This is a genomic window from Streptomyces sp. NPDC096193 (genome assembly GCF_040302905.1).
Taxonomy (GTDB): Bacteria; Actinomycetota; Actinomycetes; order Streptomycetales; family Streptomycetaceae; genus Streptomyces.
In genome coordinates this window covers 326,301-344,861 of sequence record NZ_JBEOSJ010000001.1, presented here as the reverse complement: position 1 = coordinate 344,861, position 18,561 = coordinate 326,301, and the positions used below count along the sequence as shown (strand labels likewise).

At 71.6% G+C, this 18,561-nt stretch carries 12 protein-coding genes; 5 read left to right on the top strand and 7 right to left on the bottom strand.

The window, feature by feature from the left end:
• Positions 1-54 precede the first annotated feature (54 nt).
• Together ABTX78_RS01555 and ABTX78_RS01550 are read right to left on the bottom strand one after the other, a co-directional pair.
• Complete coding sequence (locus ABTX78_RS01555) at positions 55-1,956, bottom strand: beta-N-acetylglucosaminidase domain-containing protein (RefSeq protein WP_352204782.1); 1,902 nt, start codon at positions 1,954-1,956, stop codon at positions 55-57.
• A gap of 263 nt (positions 1,957-2,219) precedes the next feature.
• Positions 2,220-2,657: a DUF6299 family protein gene (locus tag ABTX78_RS01550; protein ID WP_352204781.1), complete on the bottom strand. Its 438-nt coding sequence runs from the start codon at positions 2,655-2,657 to the stop codon at positions 2,220-2,222.
• A 397-nt stretch (positions 2,658-3,054) separates the two neighbouring features.
• On the opposite strand from ABTX78_RS01550, the gene ABTX78_RS01545 reads away from it, so the two are divergent.
• From ABTX78_RS01545 to ABTX78_RS01535, 3 genes are all read left to right on the top strand, one after another.
• The gene (locus ABTX78_RS01545) at positions 3,055-4,011 is read left to right on the top strand and encodes a hypothetical protein (RefSeq protein WP_352204780.1); all 957 of its coding nucleotides are present in this window, start codon (positions 3,055-3,057) and stop codon (positions 4,009-4,011) included.
• Between the two features lie 82 nt (positions 4,012-4,093).
• Positions 4,094-5,638: an amino acid permease gene (locus ABTX78_RS01540; protein WP_502993723.1), complete on the top strand. Its 1,545-nt coding sequence runs from the start codon at positions 4,094-4,096 to the stop codon at positions 5,636-5,638.
• A 74-nt stretch (positions 5,639-5,712) separates the two neighbouring features.
• Positions 5,713-6,630, top strand: coding sequence for a GNAT family N-acetyltransferase (locus ABTX78_RS01535; RefSeq protein ID WP_352204779.1), 918 nt, complete (start codon positions 5,713-5,715; stop codon positions 6,628-6,630).
• A gap of 45 nt (positions 6,631-6,675) precedes the next feature.
• Here the strand turns inward: ABTX78_RS01535 and ABTX78_RS01530 are convergent, their stop codons facing one another.
• Positions 6,676-7,947: a DUF6777 domain-containing protein gene (locus ABTX78_RS01530; RefSeq protein ID WP_352204778.1), complete on the bottom strand. Its 1,272-nt coding sequence runs from the start codon at positions 7,945-7,947 to the stop codon at positions 6,676-6,678.
• 177 nt (positions 7,948-8,124) lie between these two features.
• On the opposite strand from ABTX78_RS01530, the gene ABTX78_RS01525 reads away from it, so the two are divergent.
• Complete coding sequence (locus tag ABTX78_RS01525) at positions 8,125-9,408, top strand: streptophobe family protein (RefSeq protein WP_352204777.1); 1,284 nt, start codon at positions 8,125-8,127, stop codon at positions 9,406-9,408.
• A gap of 54 nt (positions 9,409-9,462) precedes the next feature.
• Here the strand turns inward: ABTX78_RS01525 and ABTX78_RS01520 are convergent, their stop codons facing one another.
• Genes ABTX78_RS01520 through ABTX78_RS01510 form a run of 3 tightly spaced genes read right to left on the bottom strand, consistent with a single transcriptional unit; the run spans position 9,463 to position 13,946 of the window.
• Positions 9,463-10,473, bottom strand: a complete 1,011-nt coding sequence (locus tag ABTX78_RS01520) for a serine/threonine-protein kinase (protein WP_352204776.1) — start codon at positions 10,471-10,473, stop codon at positions 9,463-9,465.
• A complete protein-coding gene (locus ABTX78_RS36090; protein WP_502993722.1) occupies positions 10,473-11,483 on the bottom strand; it encodes an SH3 domain-containing protein in 1,011 nt (336 codons plus the stop codon). The genes ABTX78_RS01520 and ABTX78_RS36090 overlap by 1 nt, the downstream gene beginning before the upstream one ends.
• Before the next feature lie 12 nt (positions 11,484-11,495).
• Complete coding sequence (locus ABTX78_RS01510) at positions 11,496-13,946, bottom strand: FHA domain-containing protein (protein ID WP_352204775.1); 2,451 nt, start codon at positions 13,944-13,946, stop codon at positions 11,496-11,498.
• A gap of 531 nt (positions 13,947-14,477) precedes the next feature.
• On the opposite strand from ABTX78_RS01510, the gene ABTX78_RS01505 reads away from it, so the two are divergent.
• Positions 14,478-15,413, top strand: coding sequence for an NAD(P)-dependent oxidoreductase (locus tag ABTX78_RS01505; protein ID WP_352204774.1), 936 nt, complete (start codon positions 14,478-14,480; stop codon positions 15,411-15,413).
• 99 nt (positions 15,414-15,512) lie between these two features.
• Here the strand turns inward: ABTX78_RS01505 and ABTX78_RS01500 are convergent, their stop codons facing one another.
• A complete protein-coding gene (locus tag ABTX78_RS01500) occupies positions 15,513-18,557 on the bottom strand; it encodes an alpha-mannosidase (RefSeq protein ID WP_352204773.1) in 3,045 nt (1,014 codons plus the stop codon).
• Between the last annotated feature and the right edge of the window lie 4 nt (positions 18,558-18,561).

Genomic DNA, 18,561 nt, shown 5'->3' with positions numbered 1-18,561 from the left:
CGAGTCGGGTCCGGGAAAGCTTTCATGGTCGTCCAAAACCTGTCAATGGCCCGTTCACACCTCGCCGTCGGCGAGCGGCCGGGTCTCGCCGGCCCGGCCTGCATGTGGACGACGGGCCTCGGTCCCGCTCCGGTCGGGAACCGGCACGGGAGAGGTCTCCTCCAGTGCGGTGAGCACGAACTCCGCGAGGACCGGGCCGCATTCGACCGGCGACTCGGGCCGCGAGCCCGGCTCAATGAAAGACCGAGGATGATCGACGAGGGCGGGCGAAGGGCGCGGTTCCCCGGTGCCGGCACCGCCGCTGGTGCTGCGCGCCGTGGTCGACTCCAGAGCCGCCAGGCCGGCTTCACTCCAGGCCTCCGTGGCGTCGAGCCATGGACCGGTGTCGGAGAGGAAGACGGGGTCACGTAGGCGGCCGCGAAGCACCGCGGGTGCTTCGTGGACCGCGCGCAGCGCTTTCCGGAGCGGAGCCGCGTGGCCGCTTCGGCGGAACTCCGAGACGGCGGCGGCGAGTTCAGCGCCGGGACGGCCGGTGGTCCCGCCGGTGCGGTGGACGCCGGCGAAGACGCGCAGGGCTTCCGTGGCGGCTTCGTCCCCACCGGTCAGTTCGTCGAGCGCGGCCGACCAGGACCGTTCGGGGTCGTAGCCGCCGTTGTTCCAGGCGTAGTCGGCGAAGCCGGACAGGGTGACCCGCGGGCTCCGGGGCGGCGGGACGGTGACCAGACCGAGCGCCTCCCCGGCGCGACGTGGGCTGTGCCCCGGATAGGGACCGAGCGACAGCCTGCCCGGTGCGCCGCCGGCCTGTGCGGAGTCCAGCACCAGCAGTCGACGGTGGAAGGCCTCGCTTGCGGTGGCCAGGTGCTGCCGGTGTGCCGGTGCCGTGCCTCCGGCGCTCCATTGGACGACGATGTCGGGATCGAGCTCCTGGGCGAGCCGTCGCAGGTAGTCGTTCTGCCCCGGGCCTTCGTACGCGGTGGGCACGATCTGCAGGGGTGGCTGACCCGGGTGCCGGACGCACCCTGCGCGGAGGGCGTTGGCGAGATGTGCCTGGGCACTCGCCAGGGCCGCGGGGTCCGTGTCCACCGTGCCGCCGGGCTGCGCGCCGCCGAAGTGGTCGAAGGCGATGACAAAGGTGCGGACGCCGACACTCCGGAGGGCGGCGACCTCGGCCGTCAGTTCACCCGGGGCCCGATGCCCCGGCCGGCCGGGGGAGAGGACGTACCCGAACTCCACATGGTGGGCCCGGGCGTACTCCACCAGCTCCGCGATACGGGCGAGTTCAGCCGGTGGGCACGCGTGTTCCCGGTACGGGTCCTCCGCGGGCGCGTAGTAGTACGCGTTCACCTTGTGCCTGCCCAGCCACTCCAGGTCGGCGAGGCGGCGCTGATGCGACCACGGTGGGCTCTGCGAGACGTCGACGACTCCGCGCCGCGACAAGGAGGGCCAGTCGCGGATCACCGTCCCTCGCAGCCTCGGCCCGTGCACCAGCCGGCGCAGCGTCTGGGCCGCATAGTACGTGCCCGTCGGGTCCGCGCCGCTCAGCACGATGTGGCGACGGCCGTCGCGGCCCGCGCCGACGGCGAGGACGTACCCCTCGGCGGCCATCGTCTCGGCACCCTGGATCCCGAGTGCGCTCAGCTCAGCGGCCGTTGCCTCGTTCTCCTGGTGGCCACCTACATGGACGACGAACCGGTCGCGCACGGGCGTGTGGTCGTCCGACCGGCCGATGGTGCGGACGCCCGCGTCGTGGAGCACCTCCTCGACGATCGCCAGGGCGCCTGCATCGGTCGACGCCCCACGGACGAGCGTCACCGCGGACGGAAGACGGACGGTCTCGGGACGCTTCCGCACCGAGCGGGGCCGCGGGAACAGTCGCGGCGCCCGGTCGTCATGGCCGGCCGCGGGTCGTCCGGGGCTGTCGGCCGCTGTCGGGGCGGGTTCGAGGAGCGAGAGCATCAGAGCGACGGCATGTGCCCCCCGTAAGTGCCGGCGGGGCCGGAGAGCCGCGGATGTGGTTCCGAGTGCCATCGCTGTGCCGCCTCCTCGTCGATGCCTTGATGCTGGAGGACTGGACCACTGCCTGACATCGTTGTCAAGGGGGTCGGACGTACCGATCTGTCCGCCCGTCTGCGACGCTACGGAATGCCCTGGTCACACGGCGAAGGCCCCGCGCCCGCGGTAAACCGCGGTACGCGGGGCGCCGGGGAATCGACCGGACGTCAGCCCTTCTGGAGGGTCAGATCGCCGCGCTGGGTGGTGAGGACGACGGGGATCGGGATGAAGCCGCGCGAGGTGTCCAGCGCGATGAGCGAGGCCTCGCCCCGAGCGACCCCGGGCGCCAGCAGGCCCATGTGGTTGCCGGTGTTGCGCCACTCCCGCTCCTGGCCGTCGCAGATCGCCCTGGTGCTGCCGATGCCGACCTGGGTGTTGCCCTGGGTGGCCTTGGAGCTGATGACGATCGGGCTTGTGCGCAGTGACGAACAGCGGTAGGTGCCGCTCAGGGTGAGCGTTCCGTCCTCCGCGATCAGGCCGACCCCGTCCACGGTGACGGTGTCCGGAGCGAATTGAGCGCTCGCGCTGCCGGGCGTCAGGCCGGTCGCGAGGGCGGCAGCGATACAGACCGATGAAATGAGCGTTGCGCGTCGAGCAGTGATCATGCAGAACAAAACGACCGTCGGAGGCCGAGGTGTCGCGGCATCGCACGGACGAGCGAGCCCGTGCGGTCCTGACGAGCGCATACCGCTCATTCGGCTGAGCGCGGAAGGCGTACGGGGAATGCGTCCGGCGTCCCTTGAGTGATAAAGAATTCAACAAGTTCGGCCCTCTGCTCACCGGTCGAGCGCGTTTCGCATATGCCAGCCGTCGGGCCTTCGGGGTGTAGCGGGAATGGCGACACGCCAGTTCCTCCGAACGAGTGTTTTCCCCGTCACTTGATGGTGAGTAGGGTGTGGCCCGCTGTCGGTGATCTAGCACGGGGGAGACCGGCGTAATTCCGCCTGGCCGGAATGTGTATGAGGGTGCGTCTGTGTCGTCTGCGGGGGACGGAGGGGGATCGTGGCCGCTGGCTCGTTCGAGGGGCAGTACGTCTGGCATCCGGCGGCCGACGACCGTCAACTGGCCCGTGCCTGCGTCGACGTGAAAGCCGGCCGCTATCTCAGTGCCCACGAGGTGCTCAAGGACGCCCGCGGCGACTTCGACGTACGCGCCCACCGTTCGCTGGTGCTGGCGTCCGAGGCGGCGGACTCGGACCTCGCCGAGCGCTGGCTCGCCGAGGAGCCGGGCCCCGAGTCGGCGCTGCTGTGGGCGCGCGTGGCGATGCTCCGCGCGCTGCGCTCGGCCGACGCGCAGGACCGGCGCACCGGCACCCTGGTCGGCATCGCGAACGGCGCCTGCGAGCGGGCGGCGCAGCTGCTGCCCGAGGATCCCACCCCCTGGGTGGCCAAGCTGGCCCTGGCTCGTGTCCGGCGGCCCCTCGACCCGGCCCCGCAGGGTCTGTTGACCGCTCCACCCGGCCCCTGGCAGCTGTTCTCCCGGGTGCTGCGACTCGATCCCTGGAACCGCGAGGCCCATCACCGCTTCCTGGCCTTCTTCTTCACCCGGCACGGCGGCACCGCCAGCGCGCGCTGGGACGTCGCCTCGTTCCTCAGCCACCGCGCCCCGGCCGCATCCCCGCTGCGGCTGCTGCCGCTGGTCGCCCTGGTCGAGGAGTACGACCCCTCCGCTCTGCTCGCCGACCGCACCTGGCGCCAGCCCCAGTGGCTGGCCACCTCAATGGGGCTCTACCACCACTGGTTCCCCCGCACGTCCGACTACCGCTTCACCCCGGTCCTGGACCTGTCGTATCTGGCGCACGCCCTCTACATGGCGAAGCGCGAATTCGAGGCGCGGGAAGTCCTCACCGCGATGGGGCCCTATGCGTCGCGTATGCCATGGAGTGTTTTCGGTGCGCCGGGCGAGCAATTGACCCGGGCGAGACGCAGCTGCGGGCTTCCCGTCCCGAGCGCCACCTGAATTCCTCCCGGCCGAACCCGCCCTTCCTCGACCGCCTCCTCTTCGACTTCTCCTTCCAACCCCTCAGGGAAAGGACGCAGTTGTGTCCGAGCGTACGTCCGCACCTCGATTGAAGAACCGTCATCGCCATGACGGCGCCGTCGCTCTGGACGACGACGCGACCCTGCACGCGATGGGTTATCCACGAAAGCTCACCCGACGCTTCCGCGCCTTCGACAATTTCGCCATCTCCTTCACCATCATCAACATCATCTCCGGAATCTTCTCCGCCTTCGGATTCGGCATGGGCGCCGGCGGCCCGCGCGTTCTGGTCCTCGGCTGGATAGGCGTGTCGGTCATGGTGCTGTTCGTCGGCGCCGCGATGGGCGAGATCGCGTCCGCGTATCCGACGAGCGGGGCCCTGTATTTCTCGGCCGGCAAGCTCGCCAAACGCAACCGCGGCGCCTGGTCCTGGTACACCGGCTGGCTGAACTTCGTCGGGCAGGTCGGCGGCACGGCCGCCACCGGGTACGCGGCCGCAACCTTCATCCAGGCCTTCGTCGTCATGCAGTGGCCGGGCTACGAGATCACCGGGCAGCGGACGGTGCTCATCACCACCCTGATCGTGCTGCTCCAGGCGCTGGCGAACACCTACACCGTGCAACTCGTCGCCGCCCTGAACCGGATCTCCGTGTGGTGGCTGCTGATCGGCATGGTGGTCATCGTGCTCTGTCTCGCCTTCGTACCGACACACCATCAGTCGCCGTCGTTCGTCACGCATTTCGTGAACAACACCGGCTTCAGCAACGGCCTGTACGCCGCAATGCTCGGCCTGCTGGTGACCAGTTGGACGTTCACCGGCTTCGACGGCAGTTTCCACATGTCGGAAGAGACGGTGAAAGCCACCGTCAACACCCCCAGGGGCATCATTCGGGCCATCGGATGCTCGGCGGTGGCCGGGCTCGTCCTCATGCTCGCCCTGGTGTACGCGATCCGCGATTACGCGGCTACAGCGAGTGCTTCGGCGCCGCCGGTGCAGATTCTCATCGACGGCCTTGGCACGGGCACCGCGAAGCTGCTCCTGCTCATCGTGATCGGCGCCATGCTGTTCTGCGGGCTCGCCAACATGACCAGCAATACGCGGCAGATCTTCGCCTTCTCCCGGGACGGCGCGATGCCCGGCTCACGGCTGTGGCATTCGGTGTCGCTGCGCACCCGCACTCCCGTCAAGGCGGTGTGGCTGGCGGCCGCGTGCTCGCTCGTCCTGATCATTCCGGCGTGGTGGTCGCACACGGCGTTCACGGCGATCGTGAGCGTCAATGTGGTCGGTCTGTATCTCGCCTACGGCGTGCCCATCTTCCTGCGACTGCGCCTGGGCGACGGGTTCGAGGCCGGCCCCTGGAGCCTCGGCCGCTGGGGCAAGCCCGTCGCGCGGGTGGCCGTGACCTGGATCGTGTTCAGCAGCGTGCTGTTCATGCTCCCGCAGGTCTCCCCGATCACCGGGACCACCTTCAACTATGCCCCGATCGCTCTCGGAGTCGTCCTCCTGATCGCCACGGTCTGGTGGTTCGCCACCGCGCGGCGCCGCTTCCAGGGCCCGGTCAGCTACGGCAGCCCGGACGAGGTGGCCGCCATGGATCTGATCTGATCCGGCCGCGGTCCGCACGGCCCATCTGTTCGCACGATCCGCCGACGTACGGCACATGAAAGGTGCGCAAGCTCATGAACCCTCGCGACGAAGCCTCCCAGTCGCCCTCGGCCGGCCCGAGCGGCACACCCGGCGCAGTAGCCGGCGCATGTGAACTCACCGTCACTGCCGCCTCGTTGGAGGACTGGCAGCTGGTCGCGCGCTGGGCCGCCGACGAAGGGTGGAACCCGGGCGACGGCGATGCCGCCTGCTACCACCCCACCGACCCGGCGGGCTTCTTCGTCGGCCGGCTCGGCGACACGATCGTTTCCGCCGTCTCGATCGTCACCTACTCGGAGCGGTACGCCTTCCTCGGCTACTACCTCGTGCACCCGCTGCACCGCCGGAAGGGACTCGGCCTCGCCACCTGGCAGGCCGCCTTCCCGCACGCCGGCGACCGCGTCGTCGGCCTGGACGCCGTACCCGCCCAGCAGGCCACCTACCGGCGCGCCGGCTTCACCGCGGTGGGCGAGAACGTCCGGTACGGCGGCCTCCCGGCCCGGTCCGGTACGCCCGCACCGGGAGTGGTCTCCGTGGCCCCGGAGCACCTCGATGCGATCGCCGCGTACGACCGGGAGTGCTTCCCCGCCGCCCGGCGGGACTTCGTCTCCCGCTGGCTGACCGCGGCCGGCCACCGGGCGTACGCGCGCCTGCGGGACGGCCGGGTCACCGGCTACGGGGTGGTCCGGCCCGCCCTCGAAGGCCACCGCATCGGCCCGCTGTTCGCCGACACACCCGAGGACGCGGAGGCACTGTTCGACGCCCTCACCGCCCACCTCGGCCCGGACGAGCCGGTCGTCCTCGACGTACCCGAAGCCCGGAAGGATGCCGTCGCGCTCGCCGCGGCACGGGGCCTGGAGCCCCGGTCGGTCACTGTCAGGATGTACAACGGGCCGGCGCCGGAGGCGGGTTCGGAGCGAATGTTCGGGATCACCTCGCTCGAACTCGGATAGCCGGGCCGTCGCCGAGGGCCCGCGCCGCCCGCTCGTGCACCACTCCTAACCGGCCGGGGCCGACGGCGCGCTGCCCGGTGCCGATGGGGTGTCGCCCGTGTCCGCCGGGTCGGACTGCGGCGGTGGGGGCGGCGGCGGTGGCTCCGGGGACTGGGCGGGCGGGGATTCCGGGCTCTGTGGTTGCGGGGGCGGGGGCTCCGCAGGTGAGTCCGGCGGGCTCGAGGGCGGCGCGTCGGGCGACGACGGCGGGCACTGCCCGCCCGGTGACGGACACGCGGACCCGGACGAGCCCGAGGGCGAGGTGCCCGGTGTGGGCGCCGAGGGGAGCGGCTTCTTCGGGGGAGCCGTCTTCTTGTCGGTGCCGCCCGTGCCGCCCGCGGGGCGTTCGAACCAGTCGTCGTTCTCGCCGTCGAAGACCACGAACTCCTTGACCGGCTGCGGCGCGGGCGCGACGACCACTTCCTTGCCCGGCCGGTACCCGGGCCAGGCGTCGCCCGTGCGCTTCGGTGTGCCCTTCAGTTCCTTGGGCTCCCGGAGCGGGTTGCCGCAGGCACAGCGCACTGTCGGGACGCCGCGGTCGTCGACGAGGACGGCCGTGCCGGTCTGCAGCACCGCCTGATAGCTGGTCGCCTTGCCGTCCCGGTAGCCATGGTTGGTGACGCGGGTGTCCAGCCGCAGCTGGACGGGTGTGAGCGAGCGCAGATACGCCGGTACGGCCCCGGGTTCAATGTCCACGACCGAGGCGAAGGCCTTGTTCTTGTCCGGACTGCCGGTCAGATACATGACCTGCCGCTCGACATCACAGCTGGCGACCTTGCGGGTTCCCCCGTACAGACCGGGAGTCGAGCCGACCACGCTCTGCGTCTGGTTCGCCGCAGTCGCCGTCGCGGTCGGCTGCGCCGACTCGTCGGTGGGTGCGCCCTCGCGTGCGGTGGACGGGGTGTAGGGGTCGGGGCCTGCCGTGCCCGCGGCCTGGAGGAACACTTCGGATTCGGAGCCGGAGCCGGAGCCTCCGTCCGGGCGGGTGAAGACGACGATCAGCGCCACGGCGGCCACCAACGCGACGGCGATGGTGGCCACCTTGGGGACGGAGCGCCACCACGGGCGCTGTCCTCCGTCACCGGGCCCTCCCCCGGGGGTGTCGGAGCCGCCCGTTCCGCCCGTTCCGCCGGGTCCGCCGGGTCCGCTCGGGCCGCCGTCGCTCGACTGGCCGGGAGGCGGGCCGGGTGGCGGCGTGTGTCCTCCCCGCGACGGTCCGGACAGAGGGCCTGACGGTGGACCTGTGGGGCGTTCGGACGGTGGCTGATCGGCGCTCACGGGCTCTTCTTCCCACGACGAGGACGTCAAGCGGAGTGGACATGCACCACGTATGTGGTCGAGGGCAGTTCAGGGCACTTCATGACCATTGTGTGCTCCGTATCCGCACGGCTCGCAAGCTGACGCGGTCGGCCCTCCCGGCGGGCGGAGCACCGCTCGGCTGCTTAGCGTGGCAGCGTGAGCCACGAGGAGATCCACGACCGCCACCGGCCCGTCCGTGCCTCGCACGGCTGGGTCCGAGCACTGGTGGCAGTGCTCGCCGGCGTGGTGGCTCTCCTCGTCACGGCCGCGCTCGGCCTGTGGGCCGCGGGCGCCGCGGATCTGCCCGGAGGCGCCTTTCCGTCCGTCGTCGCGGCGGTCGTCGTCATGGCGGTCGGCGGCTCCGTCGAGCTCTCCGGGGACGCCGGGCTCATCGCCGAAACCAGCGCGGGACTCACCCTGCTGCCCCTCTCGGTGACGCTCGCGGGCGCCGTGGTCATCGCCGAGGGCTTCCTGCGGCCTCTGCGGCACCGCGCCGTCGCGAGCGCCCGCGAACTGGCCGGCTGGGCCGCCCGGCTCGCCGTGCTGTGGGCCGTCGCCCTCATCGCCCTCGCTGCCTTCGCCCGGCACTCCTTCGCCGTCTCCCTGGGCGAAGGGACCGTCTCCGACATCGGTGACCTGCTCGACTCCGCCCCACAGGTCGGCTTCCGCGCGAGCATCCCCGTCACCGTCCTCCTGGGACTGGTGTGGCTCGCGGGCGTCCTCCTGCTGGCCGTACTCGTGTCGCGCAAGGCGCCACTGCCCGGCCGCCTGCTGCGCTTCCAGGAGTCGGTGCGCCCCGCCGCGTTCGCCATGGTCGTCCTGCTGCTCGCCTATGTCGTCGTGGGCATCGTCGTCGGTCTCGTCGTCGCGGCGACCCGGGGGCACACCGCCGAGACGTTCGCGGTGATTTTGCTCGGGCTGCCCAACCTCGTCTGGATCGCCTTCACCGTCGGACTCGGCGCCACCTGGGACGGCAAGGCCGAGGGCCCTTTCGGTCTGCCCGTGCCGCAGATTCTCGACGAAGTGCTGCGCACACCGGGCGGCTCCACGGTCAACCTGAGCTCGCTCACCGAGCGGGACGGCCGCGCCTGGTGGCTGCTCGTCGTGGCCGCGGTTCTCCTGCTGGCCGCGGCCTTCCTGATGGCCGTGCGCTCACCTGCCCGCGTACGGCCGTGGCAGCACGCGCTGCGGATGGCCATCGCACTCGTCCTGACGGTGCTGACCGTCTGCCTCGTCGCCCGGCTGACCGCCCACTACGGACTGTCGCTGCTCGGCATCGGGGACATCGGCGGAGGTCTCGGTGGTGAGGTGTTCCTGCGGCCCCGGCTGTGGTCCGCCCTCGGGCTCGCCGCCCTGTGGGGGCTGGTCACCGGCTTCCTCGGCAGTCTGCCGGCCCTGCGCGTCCACCGGCGCGGCGAAGTCGGGACGACCGGCGTCTGAGACCGGGACAGGCCCTGCCCCGGTGCCCGCACCGATGCCCGCACCGATCGGGCCTCAGGCAGGCAGCCCGGGGAACACCGGCATGGCCCAGCTCGGCGGCGGCGGTGGCGGACCCGGATCCACGGCCCCCGCGACCGCGGCCAGATCCCCATGGGCCGGCGGATGCCCTGCCTCGGTCCCGCTTCTCGCCGCGGCCCGCAGCGACGCCACGAACTGCAGACAGGAGCCGTAACGGTCGTCCGGGCTCTTGGCCAGCGCCTTCGCCAGGACGCCGTCCACAGCGGCCGGCAGCCCGGCGCGCTTCGACGTCAAGGGCGGCGGCGGATCGAACTGATGGGCCCACAGCAGCGCCATGTCGTCGTCCCGCTGGAAGGGGGGCGCCCCGGCGAGGGTCTCGTAGACCACGCAGGCGAAGCTGTAGACGTCGCACCGGCCGTCGACGGGACGGCCGGAGATCTGCTCGGGCGCCACGTAGTCGAGCGTTCCGACGAACTGCCCGACCGAGGTGAACCCCGTCAGCGACAGTGACTTCTTCGTCAGCCCGAAGTCGGTGAGATAGACGTGCTCGGGGTGGTCGCTGTCCGTGCCCTCGGCGACCAGGATGTTGCCGGGTTTCACGTCTCGGTGCACCAGGTCGTGGGTGTGTGCGGCGTCCAGGGCCGAGGCGACCTGTGCGGCGATCCGCCCCGCCGTGGCGATCGGCAGCGGTCCCTTGCGGTCGAGCAGGGCCCGCAGATCCTGCCCGGCCACATAGCGCATCGCGATGTAGAGAATGCCCTCCGTCTCGCCCGCCTCGAAGACCGGGACGATGTGCGGATGGTCGATGGCCGCGGCCACCCGGGACTCATGGGTGAACCGCCGGCGAAAGGTGTCGTTGCGGGCGAGCTCGGGCGCGAGCAGTTTCAGCGCGACCGTACGGTCCAGTCGCAGATCCCGGGCGCGGTACACCACCGCCATCCCGCCGCGCCCGATCTCGTTCTCCAAGCGGTAGCCCGCGATCTGCTGTCCGACCAGGTCGGACGGCCTTCCGGACGGCAGACCGGTGTCGCGCTGACTTCTCGCCATCACGGGTCACCCGGCCGGGCGGGCGGATCCGGATCGGCGTCGGCGGGCGGTAGGGGACGGGTCTCCTCCCCGTCCTGCTGGACCTTGCCCTCCGGGACCTCGCCTTCCGGGACCCGCGGCTGAGCCTGCGCCGGCTCGACAGCCCGGGTGGCTTCCGGGGGCGCGGGCGCCGCGGTCACGACCCGCGTGGGCTCCGGAGTCGCCGGTGCCGGTGCCGGGTCGGCCGCTTCCGGCTGGGCTTGAGCGGGTGCCGGTTCGGCGGGCCCCGCGCCTTCCGGCCGTGCCTGCACGGGTGCCGGTTCGGCGGTTTCCGGCTGAGTCTGAGTGGGGCCCGTCGCCCCTGCCGCTTCCGGCCGTGCCTGCCCGGGTGCCGGTTCCGTGGTTTCCGGCTGAGCCTGAGCGGGGCCCGTCGCCCCTGCCGCCTCCGGCCGTGCCTGCCCGGGTGCCGGCCCCGCCACCGCCTGGTCCACCACCCGCGTCGGCTCCGGCGGTGCGGCGGGCCGAGCTGCCGGGCCGGCCGACTCCTCCGGCCCGGCAGCCGTCGCGAACGTGCTCAGCCGGGCGCCGTCGCAGTACACCCAGCGCTCGTGCTCGGAGTCGTACAACCACACCGACTCCCCGTCCACCACCATGCCGACCCGCAGCCCCCGGGTCCGCCGCCGGAACGTCTCCCTGTCGGTCCGTCCGGTCGCCAACTCCTCGGCCGCGCGCCGGTACGTGCCGAGGGACTCACCGGCCCGGGTCAGCAGCGGGCGTGGATCCGCCGTACGGGTGAGGGGCTGCCCGGTGGCCGGGGGATCCTGCGGTACCGAGACCAGCAGCCGGCCGTCCACCCAGGCCGACCAGCCGTTGGCACACTCGATACGGCCCCAGTCGCCCCGGCGGTCGATCAGCCGGACCGGCAGCAGCGCGTCCAGTGGCGCCGTGGGCCGGGACACGTCCGGCTCCTCCCAGGCGGGCAGACCGTCCCGGGGGACGACATGTGTCGGACGGAAGTCCTGGATGGTCATGGTGGCTTCGCCCTACTTCCGCATGACGGCGGGCTCGTGGCGGCGCAGCAGCCGCAGGACGGCGTAGCCGAAGAGCACCGAGAGCACCAGCAGCATCCCCATGTTCAGCAGCCACACGCCCGCGGAGTGCTCGAACAGCGGGTCCGCCGTGAGATCGCCGGGCACGATCCGGGCCAGGCCGACGGTGCCCGCCATCGCTCCCAGCGCCCAGCGCGAGGGGACGAGCCAGGCCAGCTGCTCGATCACCGGCAGCCCGTTCAGCCTGAGCAGGGCTCCGCAGAACACGACCTGCACGATGGCGAGGAGCACCAGCAGCGGCATGGTGACCTCTTCCTTGCGCACCACGGCGGAGACGAGCAGGCCGAGCATCATGGCCGTGAACGACAGCACCGCGACGGCCAGGGTGATCTCCACGAGCGGTGGCAGCAGGACCCCTTTGCCGCCGGGCGCGTTGGGGGCGACGCCGACCAGACCGACCAGGGTCAGGACCACGGCCTGGAGCACGGTGACGGTGCCCAGCACGACGACCTTGGACATCAGATACGCGGATCTGGAGAGTCCGACGGCTCGTTCCCGCCGGTAGATCACCCGCTCCTTGACCAGCTCGCGCACCGCGTTGGCGGCACCGATCAGTACACCGCCCACGCACAGGATGAGCAGCGCGTTCATCGCCGTCTCCTGGGTGAGGCGGCTGCCCGCGAGCGCGCGGGCCATCGCGCCCATCACGAACGGCAGCGCGATCATGATCGCCAGGAAGGTGCGGTCGGCGGAGAGTGCCGCCGCGTACCGGCGCACCAGCGTCCTGAGCTGCGAACCCCAGCTCTGGGCCTTGGGCGGTGGTGCGACGAACGCCGCCGCCGACTCCTGCGGCTGGTGGGGCTGGGAGGAGGCGTTCGCGATGTACCGCCGCTGAAGCGTGGAGTCCCGGTACGCACCCGCCCAGTCGCGGGCCCGGTCGTTCTCGAAGGCCTCGAAGGCCTCCGGCCACTGCTCGAAGCCGAAGAACGGCAGTGCTTCCTCGGGCGGCCCGTAGTAGGCGATCCTGCCGCCGGGCGCGAGGACGAGCAGCCGGTCGCACACATCCAGGCTGAGCACGCTGTGCGTGACCACGATGACCGTGCGCCCGTCGTCGGCCAGGCCGCGCAGCATGTGCATCACCGAGCGGTCCATGCCGGGGTCCAGCCCGGACGTCGGCTCGTCGAGAAAGAGCAGGGAAGGTTTGGTCATCAGCTCCAGCGCCACGCTCACGCGCTTGCGCTGACCGCCGGACAGACTGTGGATCGGCTGGTCCGCACGTTCCTCCAGGCCCAGCTCGCGCACCACCTCCTCCACCCGGGCCAGACGCTCGGCCTTCCCGGTGTCCTGGGGGAAGCGCAGTTCAGCGGCGTAGCCGAGGGCCCGGCGCACGGTCAGCTGGGTGTGCAGGATGTCGTCCTGCGGCACGAGACCGATGCGCTGGCGCAGCTCGGCGAAGTCCCGGTACAGATCGCGTCCGTCGTAGAGGACGGTCCCCTCGTCGGCGGGCCGCAGGCCGGTGAGGGCGTTGAGCAGGGTGGACTTGCCCGCGCCGCTCGGGCCGACGACGCCGAGCAGGCACTTCTCGCCGACCGGGAACGAGACGTGGTCGAGGAGTGTCTTGCGTCCGTGGTCGACGGTGACCGCGAGGTCCTGCACATCGAGGGAGACCTCGCCGGTGTCGACGTACTCCTGGAGCTGGTCGCCCACCAGGCAGAACGCGGAGTGGCCGATGCCGACGATGTCACCGGCGCCGACGCGGGCGCTCTCGACCCGCCGGCCGTTGAGGAAGGTGCCGTTGTGGGAGCCGATGTCGACGATCTCGTAGGTGCCGTCGGGGTGCGCCCGCAGCTCGGCGTGGTGGCGTGAGACCACCAGATCGTCGATGACCAGGTCGTTGTCGTCGCCCCGGCCGATACGGACGGTGCGGGTCGGGAGCGGACGCACACTGGTCGGCTGCCGGAAGGTGCCGGTCGCCCGGGGCATCGAGACCGCCGACGGCCTGTCCCGACCGCCGGACCGGGGCTCTGACACGGGCTTGGACACGGACTCGGGCTCTGACACGGACTCGGGCTCTGACACGGGTTCGGAGAGGGGCACGGAATCGGATACGGGCTCGGGCGGGGCCTGCCCGGTCAGTACGGCACGCGCACCGTCGACCGCATGGCCGAACCGCAGCACACTGCCCGGCCCGACGTCCCACTGGTCGTCCACGCGCCGGCCGTCGGCGTAGGTCCCGTTGGTGCTGCCCTCGTCCGCGACGGTCCAGTGACCGTCGTCGGCGCGCAGCACCGCGTGGTGCCAGGACACCCGGTCGTCGTCGAGCACGATGTCACTCAAGGGGTCGCGCCCGACGTGGTACTCCCGGCTCGGACTCATCACCGTGGAGCCCGCGTCTGTTTCGAGGACAAGTTCGGGTGCAGTCGGTGCTACGGGCCGCTCTCCCATGACCGAATTCTAACTTTTCGCCCGGATGTGCGCCCAGGCGGCGGCCGGGCGGGACCGGTGCAGACGCGTGTGGCGGCGGGGGACCGGTGCAGACGCGTGTGGCAGGGGCCGCGTGTCTCCGGCCCGGAGGGATCGTGACCGCCACGCACGGCGCAGCAGCCTCGCGAAGGGGAGGCCAGGTGAGACCGATGCCGGCGGTGACGGTGATCAGCCCGCGGCGGCCATCGCCGAGTGAGCCGGTGGACGTACGCCCGCGGATCGGGCCGGTCCTGGCTGTCCTCGAACAGGCACCGGTCGGGGCCGATACTGCTCCGTCCTCGGACCACGGCAGGACTCCCCAGCTCTCCGCGGACCGGTGTCAGTGCGGCGCGGATGAGCCTCCGTCGGGGGCGGGCCGCGGACAGGTGGCCGCACAGGCAGAAACGGCCACGCTGCCCGCGCTGCTGACGCGTCGTCACCGCGGCACCGGCTGTTCCTTGGTTACCCTCGCACCGTCGAACCCCCCGACGACGGAAGGCGATGTGCGTGACCATGCCCTCAGCTCAAGGCGCCCCGCACGGCGGCGGCGCACCCACGACGGTCGCGGTGCTCGGCACCGGGATCATGGGTGCCGCCATGGCGCGGAACCTGCTCCGCGGCGGGCTGGCCGTCCGTGCCTGGAACCGCACCCGGGCCAAGGCGGAGGCCCTCGTCGCCGACGGGGCGTACTGCGCCGACTCGCCGGCCGACGCCGTTCGGGGCGCCGACGTGGTGCTCACCGTGCTCAACGACGGCCCGCGGGTGCTCGCGGCCATGCGGGAAGCGGCCGACGGTCTCGCCCCGGGCACGGTGTGGGCCCAGTCGGCCACGGTCGGGGACGCCGCCACGGCGGAGCTGGCCGACTTCGCACGTGAGCACGGACTGACCTTCGTCGACGCCCCCGTACTCGGCACCAAGCAGCCGGCGGAAGCGGGCGAACTCGTCGTGCTCGCGGCCGGTCCGGACAGGGCTCGCGCGGCGCTCGCTGCCGTCTTCGACGCCATCGGAGGGCGCACCACCTGGGTCGGCGAGGACGGCTCCGCCGGTGCGGCCAGCAAGCTCAAGCTGGTCCTGAACAGCTGGGTCGCCGCTCTCAACCACGCCACCGCCGAGGCGATCGCCCTGGCCCACGGCCTCGGCGTGGATCCCCGGGCCTTCCTCGACAGCGTGTCCGGAGGGCCGCTGGACAACGGGTATCTGCGCCTGAAGACCGAGACGATCCTGGCCGGCGACTACACCCCCAGCTTCAGCGTCGACAACGCGCTGAAGGACGCCCGCCTCATCGTCGAGGCGGGCGAGCGGCGCGGGGTCGCGATGGATGTCGCACGCGCCGGGGCTGAGCGCTTCGTGCGGCTGGTCGACCGGGGCCTGGGGGAGAAGGACATGGCCGCCAGCTACCTCGCCTCCTTCGACGACCCGGAGAAGGCCCCGGAGCCGCGCGCCGAGTGAGGCCCGCGTCAGCCGGGGCCCCTCGTCCGCACCTTCCCGGATGAGCCCCCTCGTCCGCACCTTCCCGGGCGAGAAAAGGTGCGGACGAGGACGGATTCCTCAGGCGCGGGCGAGCCGCAGCGTCAGGATCTGGAACGGCCGCAGGGTCAGCGTCACCGCCTCCCCGTCGCAGGACACCGCCTCCCCGGCCAGGGGCCGCTCCAGCAGGTCGTTCACCTGCGCCCCGGCGAGGGGGAATCCGGTGCGCAGCGTCGCGTGTGCCCGCCCGCCGAGGCTCTCGTAGAGCCGCACCACGACATCGCCCGAGCGGTCGTCGGCGAGCTTGACCGCCTCCACCGTGACGGCAGGATTGTCACTGGTCACCAGCGGAGCGACGGGGCCCGCCTCGGCCACCCGCAGCGGCAGATTCAGCGCGTACCCCTCCGCGATCGCGTCCTGCACCGTCGCCCCGGGCAGCAGGGCGTAAGTGAAGCGGTGGCGCCCCTGGTCGGCCTCGGGGTCCGGGACGCGCGGCGCGCGGACCAGACTGAGGCGGACCGTGGTCGTCGTGCCGCCGTCCTCGCGGGTGGTCCGCGAGACGTCGTGCCCGTAGGTGGAGTCGTTGATCACGGCGACGCCGTAGCCGGGCTCCGCGACATGCACCCAGCGGTGCCCGTAGACCTCGAAGCGGGCTGCCTCCCAGCTGGTGTTGGTGTGAGTGGGCCGGTGCACGTGCCCGAACTGGATCTCCGCCGTGGACCGGTCGGCACGGACGTCGACGGGGAAGGCCGCCTTGAGGATCTTCTCGGCCTCGTGCCAGTCGATGTCGGTCTCCACGTCGATCCGCCGGCTCCCGGCCCGGACCGTCACCGTCTGGGTGATACGGGATCCTTTGCCGAAGGCCCGCTCGATCCGTACCGCGCCGAGCAGCGGCCCCGACTCCACGACCGTGACCGACTCGGCGTCGAGCAGATCGGTGAAGCGGTTCTGGTAATGCTTGTCGATGTCCCAGGCGTCCCAGTAGTTGGGCAGATCGCTGTGCAGCCGCAGCAGATTGCCCGGCGCGGCCAGCACCTCACGGCCCGCCACCAGATCGCGTACGGAGGCGAGCGTGCCGTCGGCCGCGAACTCGACCCGCACCAGACCGTTGTCGAGCACCCGGTCCGTCGTCGTGACCGGCCGCGGAGCCGTGCCCGTCCCCAGCGCGGCACTTCCGCTGCCGGGCACCTCGGTGTACGTCAGGCCGCCGTCCGGGGTCCGTACCACCTCGGCGCGGTTCAGCGGGCTGGTGTTGAACACCTGTGGTGCTCCCTCGCCCAGCGCGGCCAGGGCCTCGGAGGTCAGCGCCTCCAGCTCCCCGGCGACCCGCGCGTACTCCGCCTCCGCCTCGCGGTGCACCCAGGCGATCGACGAGCCGGGCAGGATGTCGTGGAACTGGTGCAGCAGGACCGTCTTCCACAGCCGGTCCAGCCACTTGTACGGATAGTCGTAGCCGGGGATCCGCAGCGCTGCGGCCGTCGCCCACAACTCCGCCTCGCGCAGCCGGTGTTCACTGCGGCGGTTGCCCTGCTTGGTGCGAGCCTGCGAGGTGTACGTGGCGCGGTGCAGCTCCAGGTAGAGCTCGCCCGACCACACGGGGGCGTCCGGGTATTCGGCCCGGGCCGCCTCGAAGAAGGCGTCCGGGTGCTCGACGCGCACCTTGGCCGAACCCTCGAGGTCGGCGAGCCGCCGGGCACGCTCCATCATCTCCCGGGTGGGGCCACCACCGCCGTCGCCGTGCCCGAACGGCGCGAGCGAGCGCGTACCGCCGCCCTTGTCCTGGTAGTTGCGGACCGCGTGGGCCATCTCCTTGCCCGAGAACTCGGCGTTGTAGGTGTCCACCGGCGGGAAGTGCGTGAAGATCCGCGAGCCGTCGATGCCCTCCCACCAGAAGGTGTGGTGGGGCAGCTTGTTGGTCTGGTTCCACGACAGCTTCTGGGTGAGGAACCATTCGTTGCCGGCGAGCTTCGCGAGCTGCGGATAGGCCGCGTTGTAGCCGAACGAGTCCGGCAGCCACACGCCCTTGGTCTCGATGCCGAAATGCTCCATGAAGAACCGCTTGCCGTGCACGAGTTGGCGTGCGATGGCCTCGCCGCCGGGGAGATTGCCGTCCGACTCCACCCACATGCCGCCGACCGGCGCCCACTGTCCGTCGGCGACGGCCTTCTTGATGCGCTCCCACACCCGCGGGTAATTCTCGCGTACCCAGGCGTACTGCTGTGCCTGTGAGCAGGCGAAGACGAATTCCTCGTACTCCTCCGCCAGCGCCGTCACATTGGAGAACGTGCGCGACGCCTTGCGCTTGGTCTCGCGGATCGGCCACAGCCAGGCGCTGTCGATATGGGCGTGTCCGACCGCCGACATCGTGTGCGCGCTCGCGTGCGCCGGCCGTGCGAGGACCGGCCGCAACAGCTCCCGTACGTCCGCCGCCGAGCCCGGGATGTCGTCCAGGTCCAGCGCGTCGAGCGCGCGGTCGAGGGCGTGCATGATCTCGTGGCGGCGCGGTTCGTGTTCTCCGAGCTCCAGCATCAGCTCGCGCAGCACCTGGAGATCGAGGGAGAGGTGCCAGACGTTCTCGTCGAGTACGGCGAGGTCCGCGCGGGCGAAGGTGTAGAGCGGCGCACGGCCCGCGGTGGCCGGATCGCCGAGCGGGGTCGGGCCGCGGAAGTCGTCGGCCAGGATGTCCGGGTTGGAGGCGGCCTCGATGAGGTAGTCGACCCGTTCGCCGCCGGCGGCCGGGTGCGCCACTGGGACGTACTGGTTCTGCGGGTTGACCGCCTTCAGCGGGGTGCCGTCCACCGTGTGCACCAGCGCTTCCGCCTGGTTGCCCGGCCAGTCGCCGACGAAGCCCAGGTCGAAGACGGACTCGACCCGGCGGCCGGCCCAGTGGGCCGGGACCTCGCCGCGCACCCGGAACCAGGTGGTGCCCCAGGGCGGACCCCACGGAGTGCCCGTCACGAACGGTTCGTACGACTGGGCCGCGGCCTCCTCGAACGGCACCGGCTCACCCGGCGCCTGCCAGGCCTCGATCGCGAAGGGCACCGCGTCGGCATGGACGGCGGGCCGGATGCGCTGCTCCAGGATCCGCTCGACACGTTCCTCGATACGGCGGCGTTCGTCGTGCATGTAC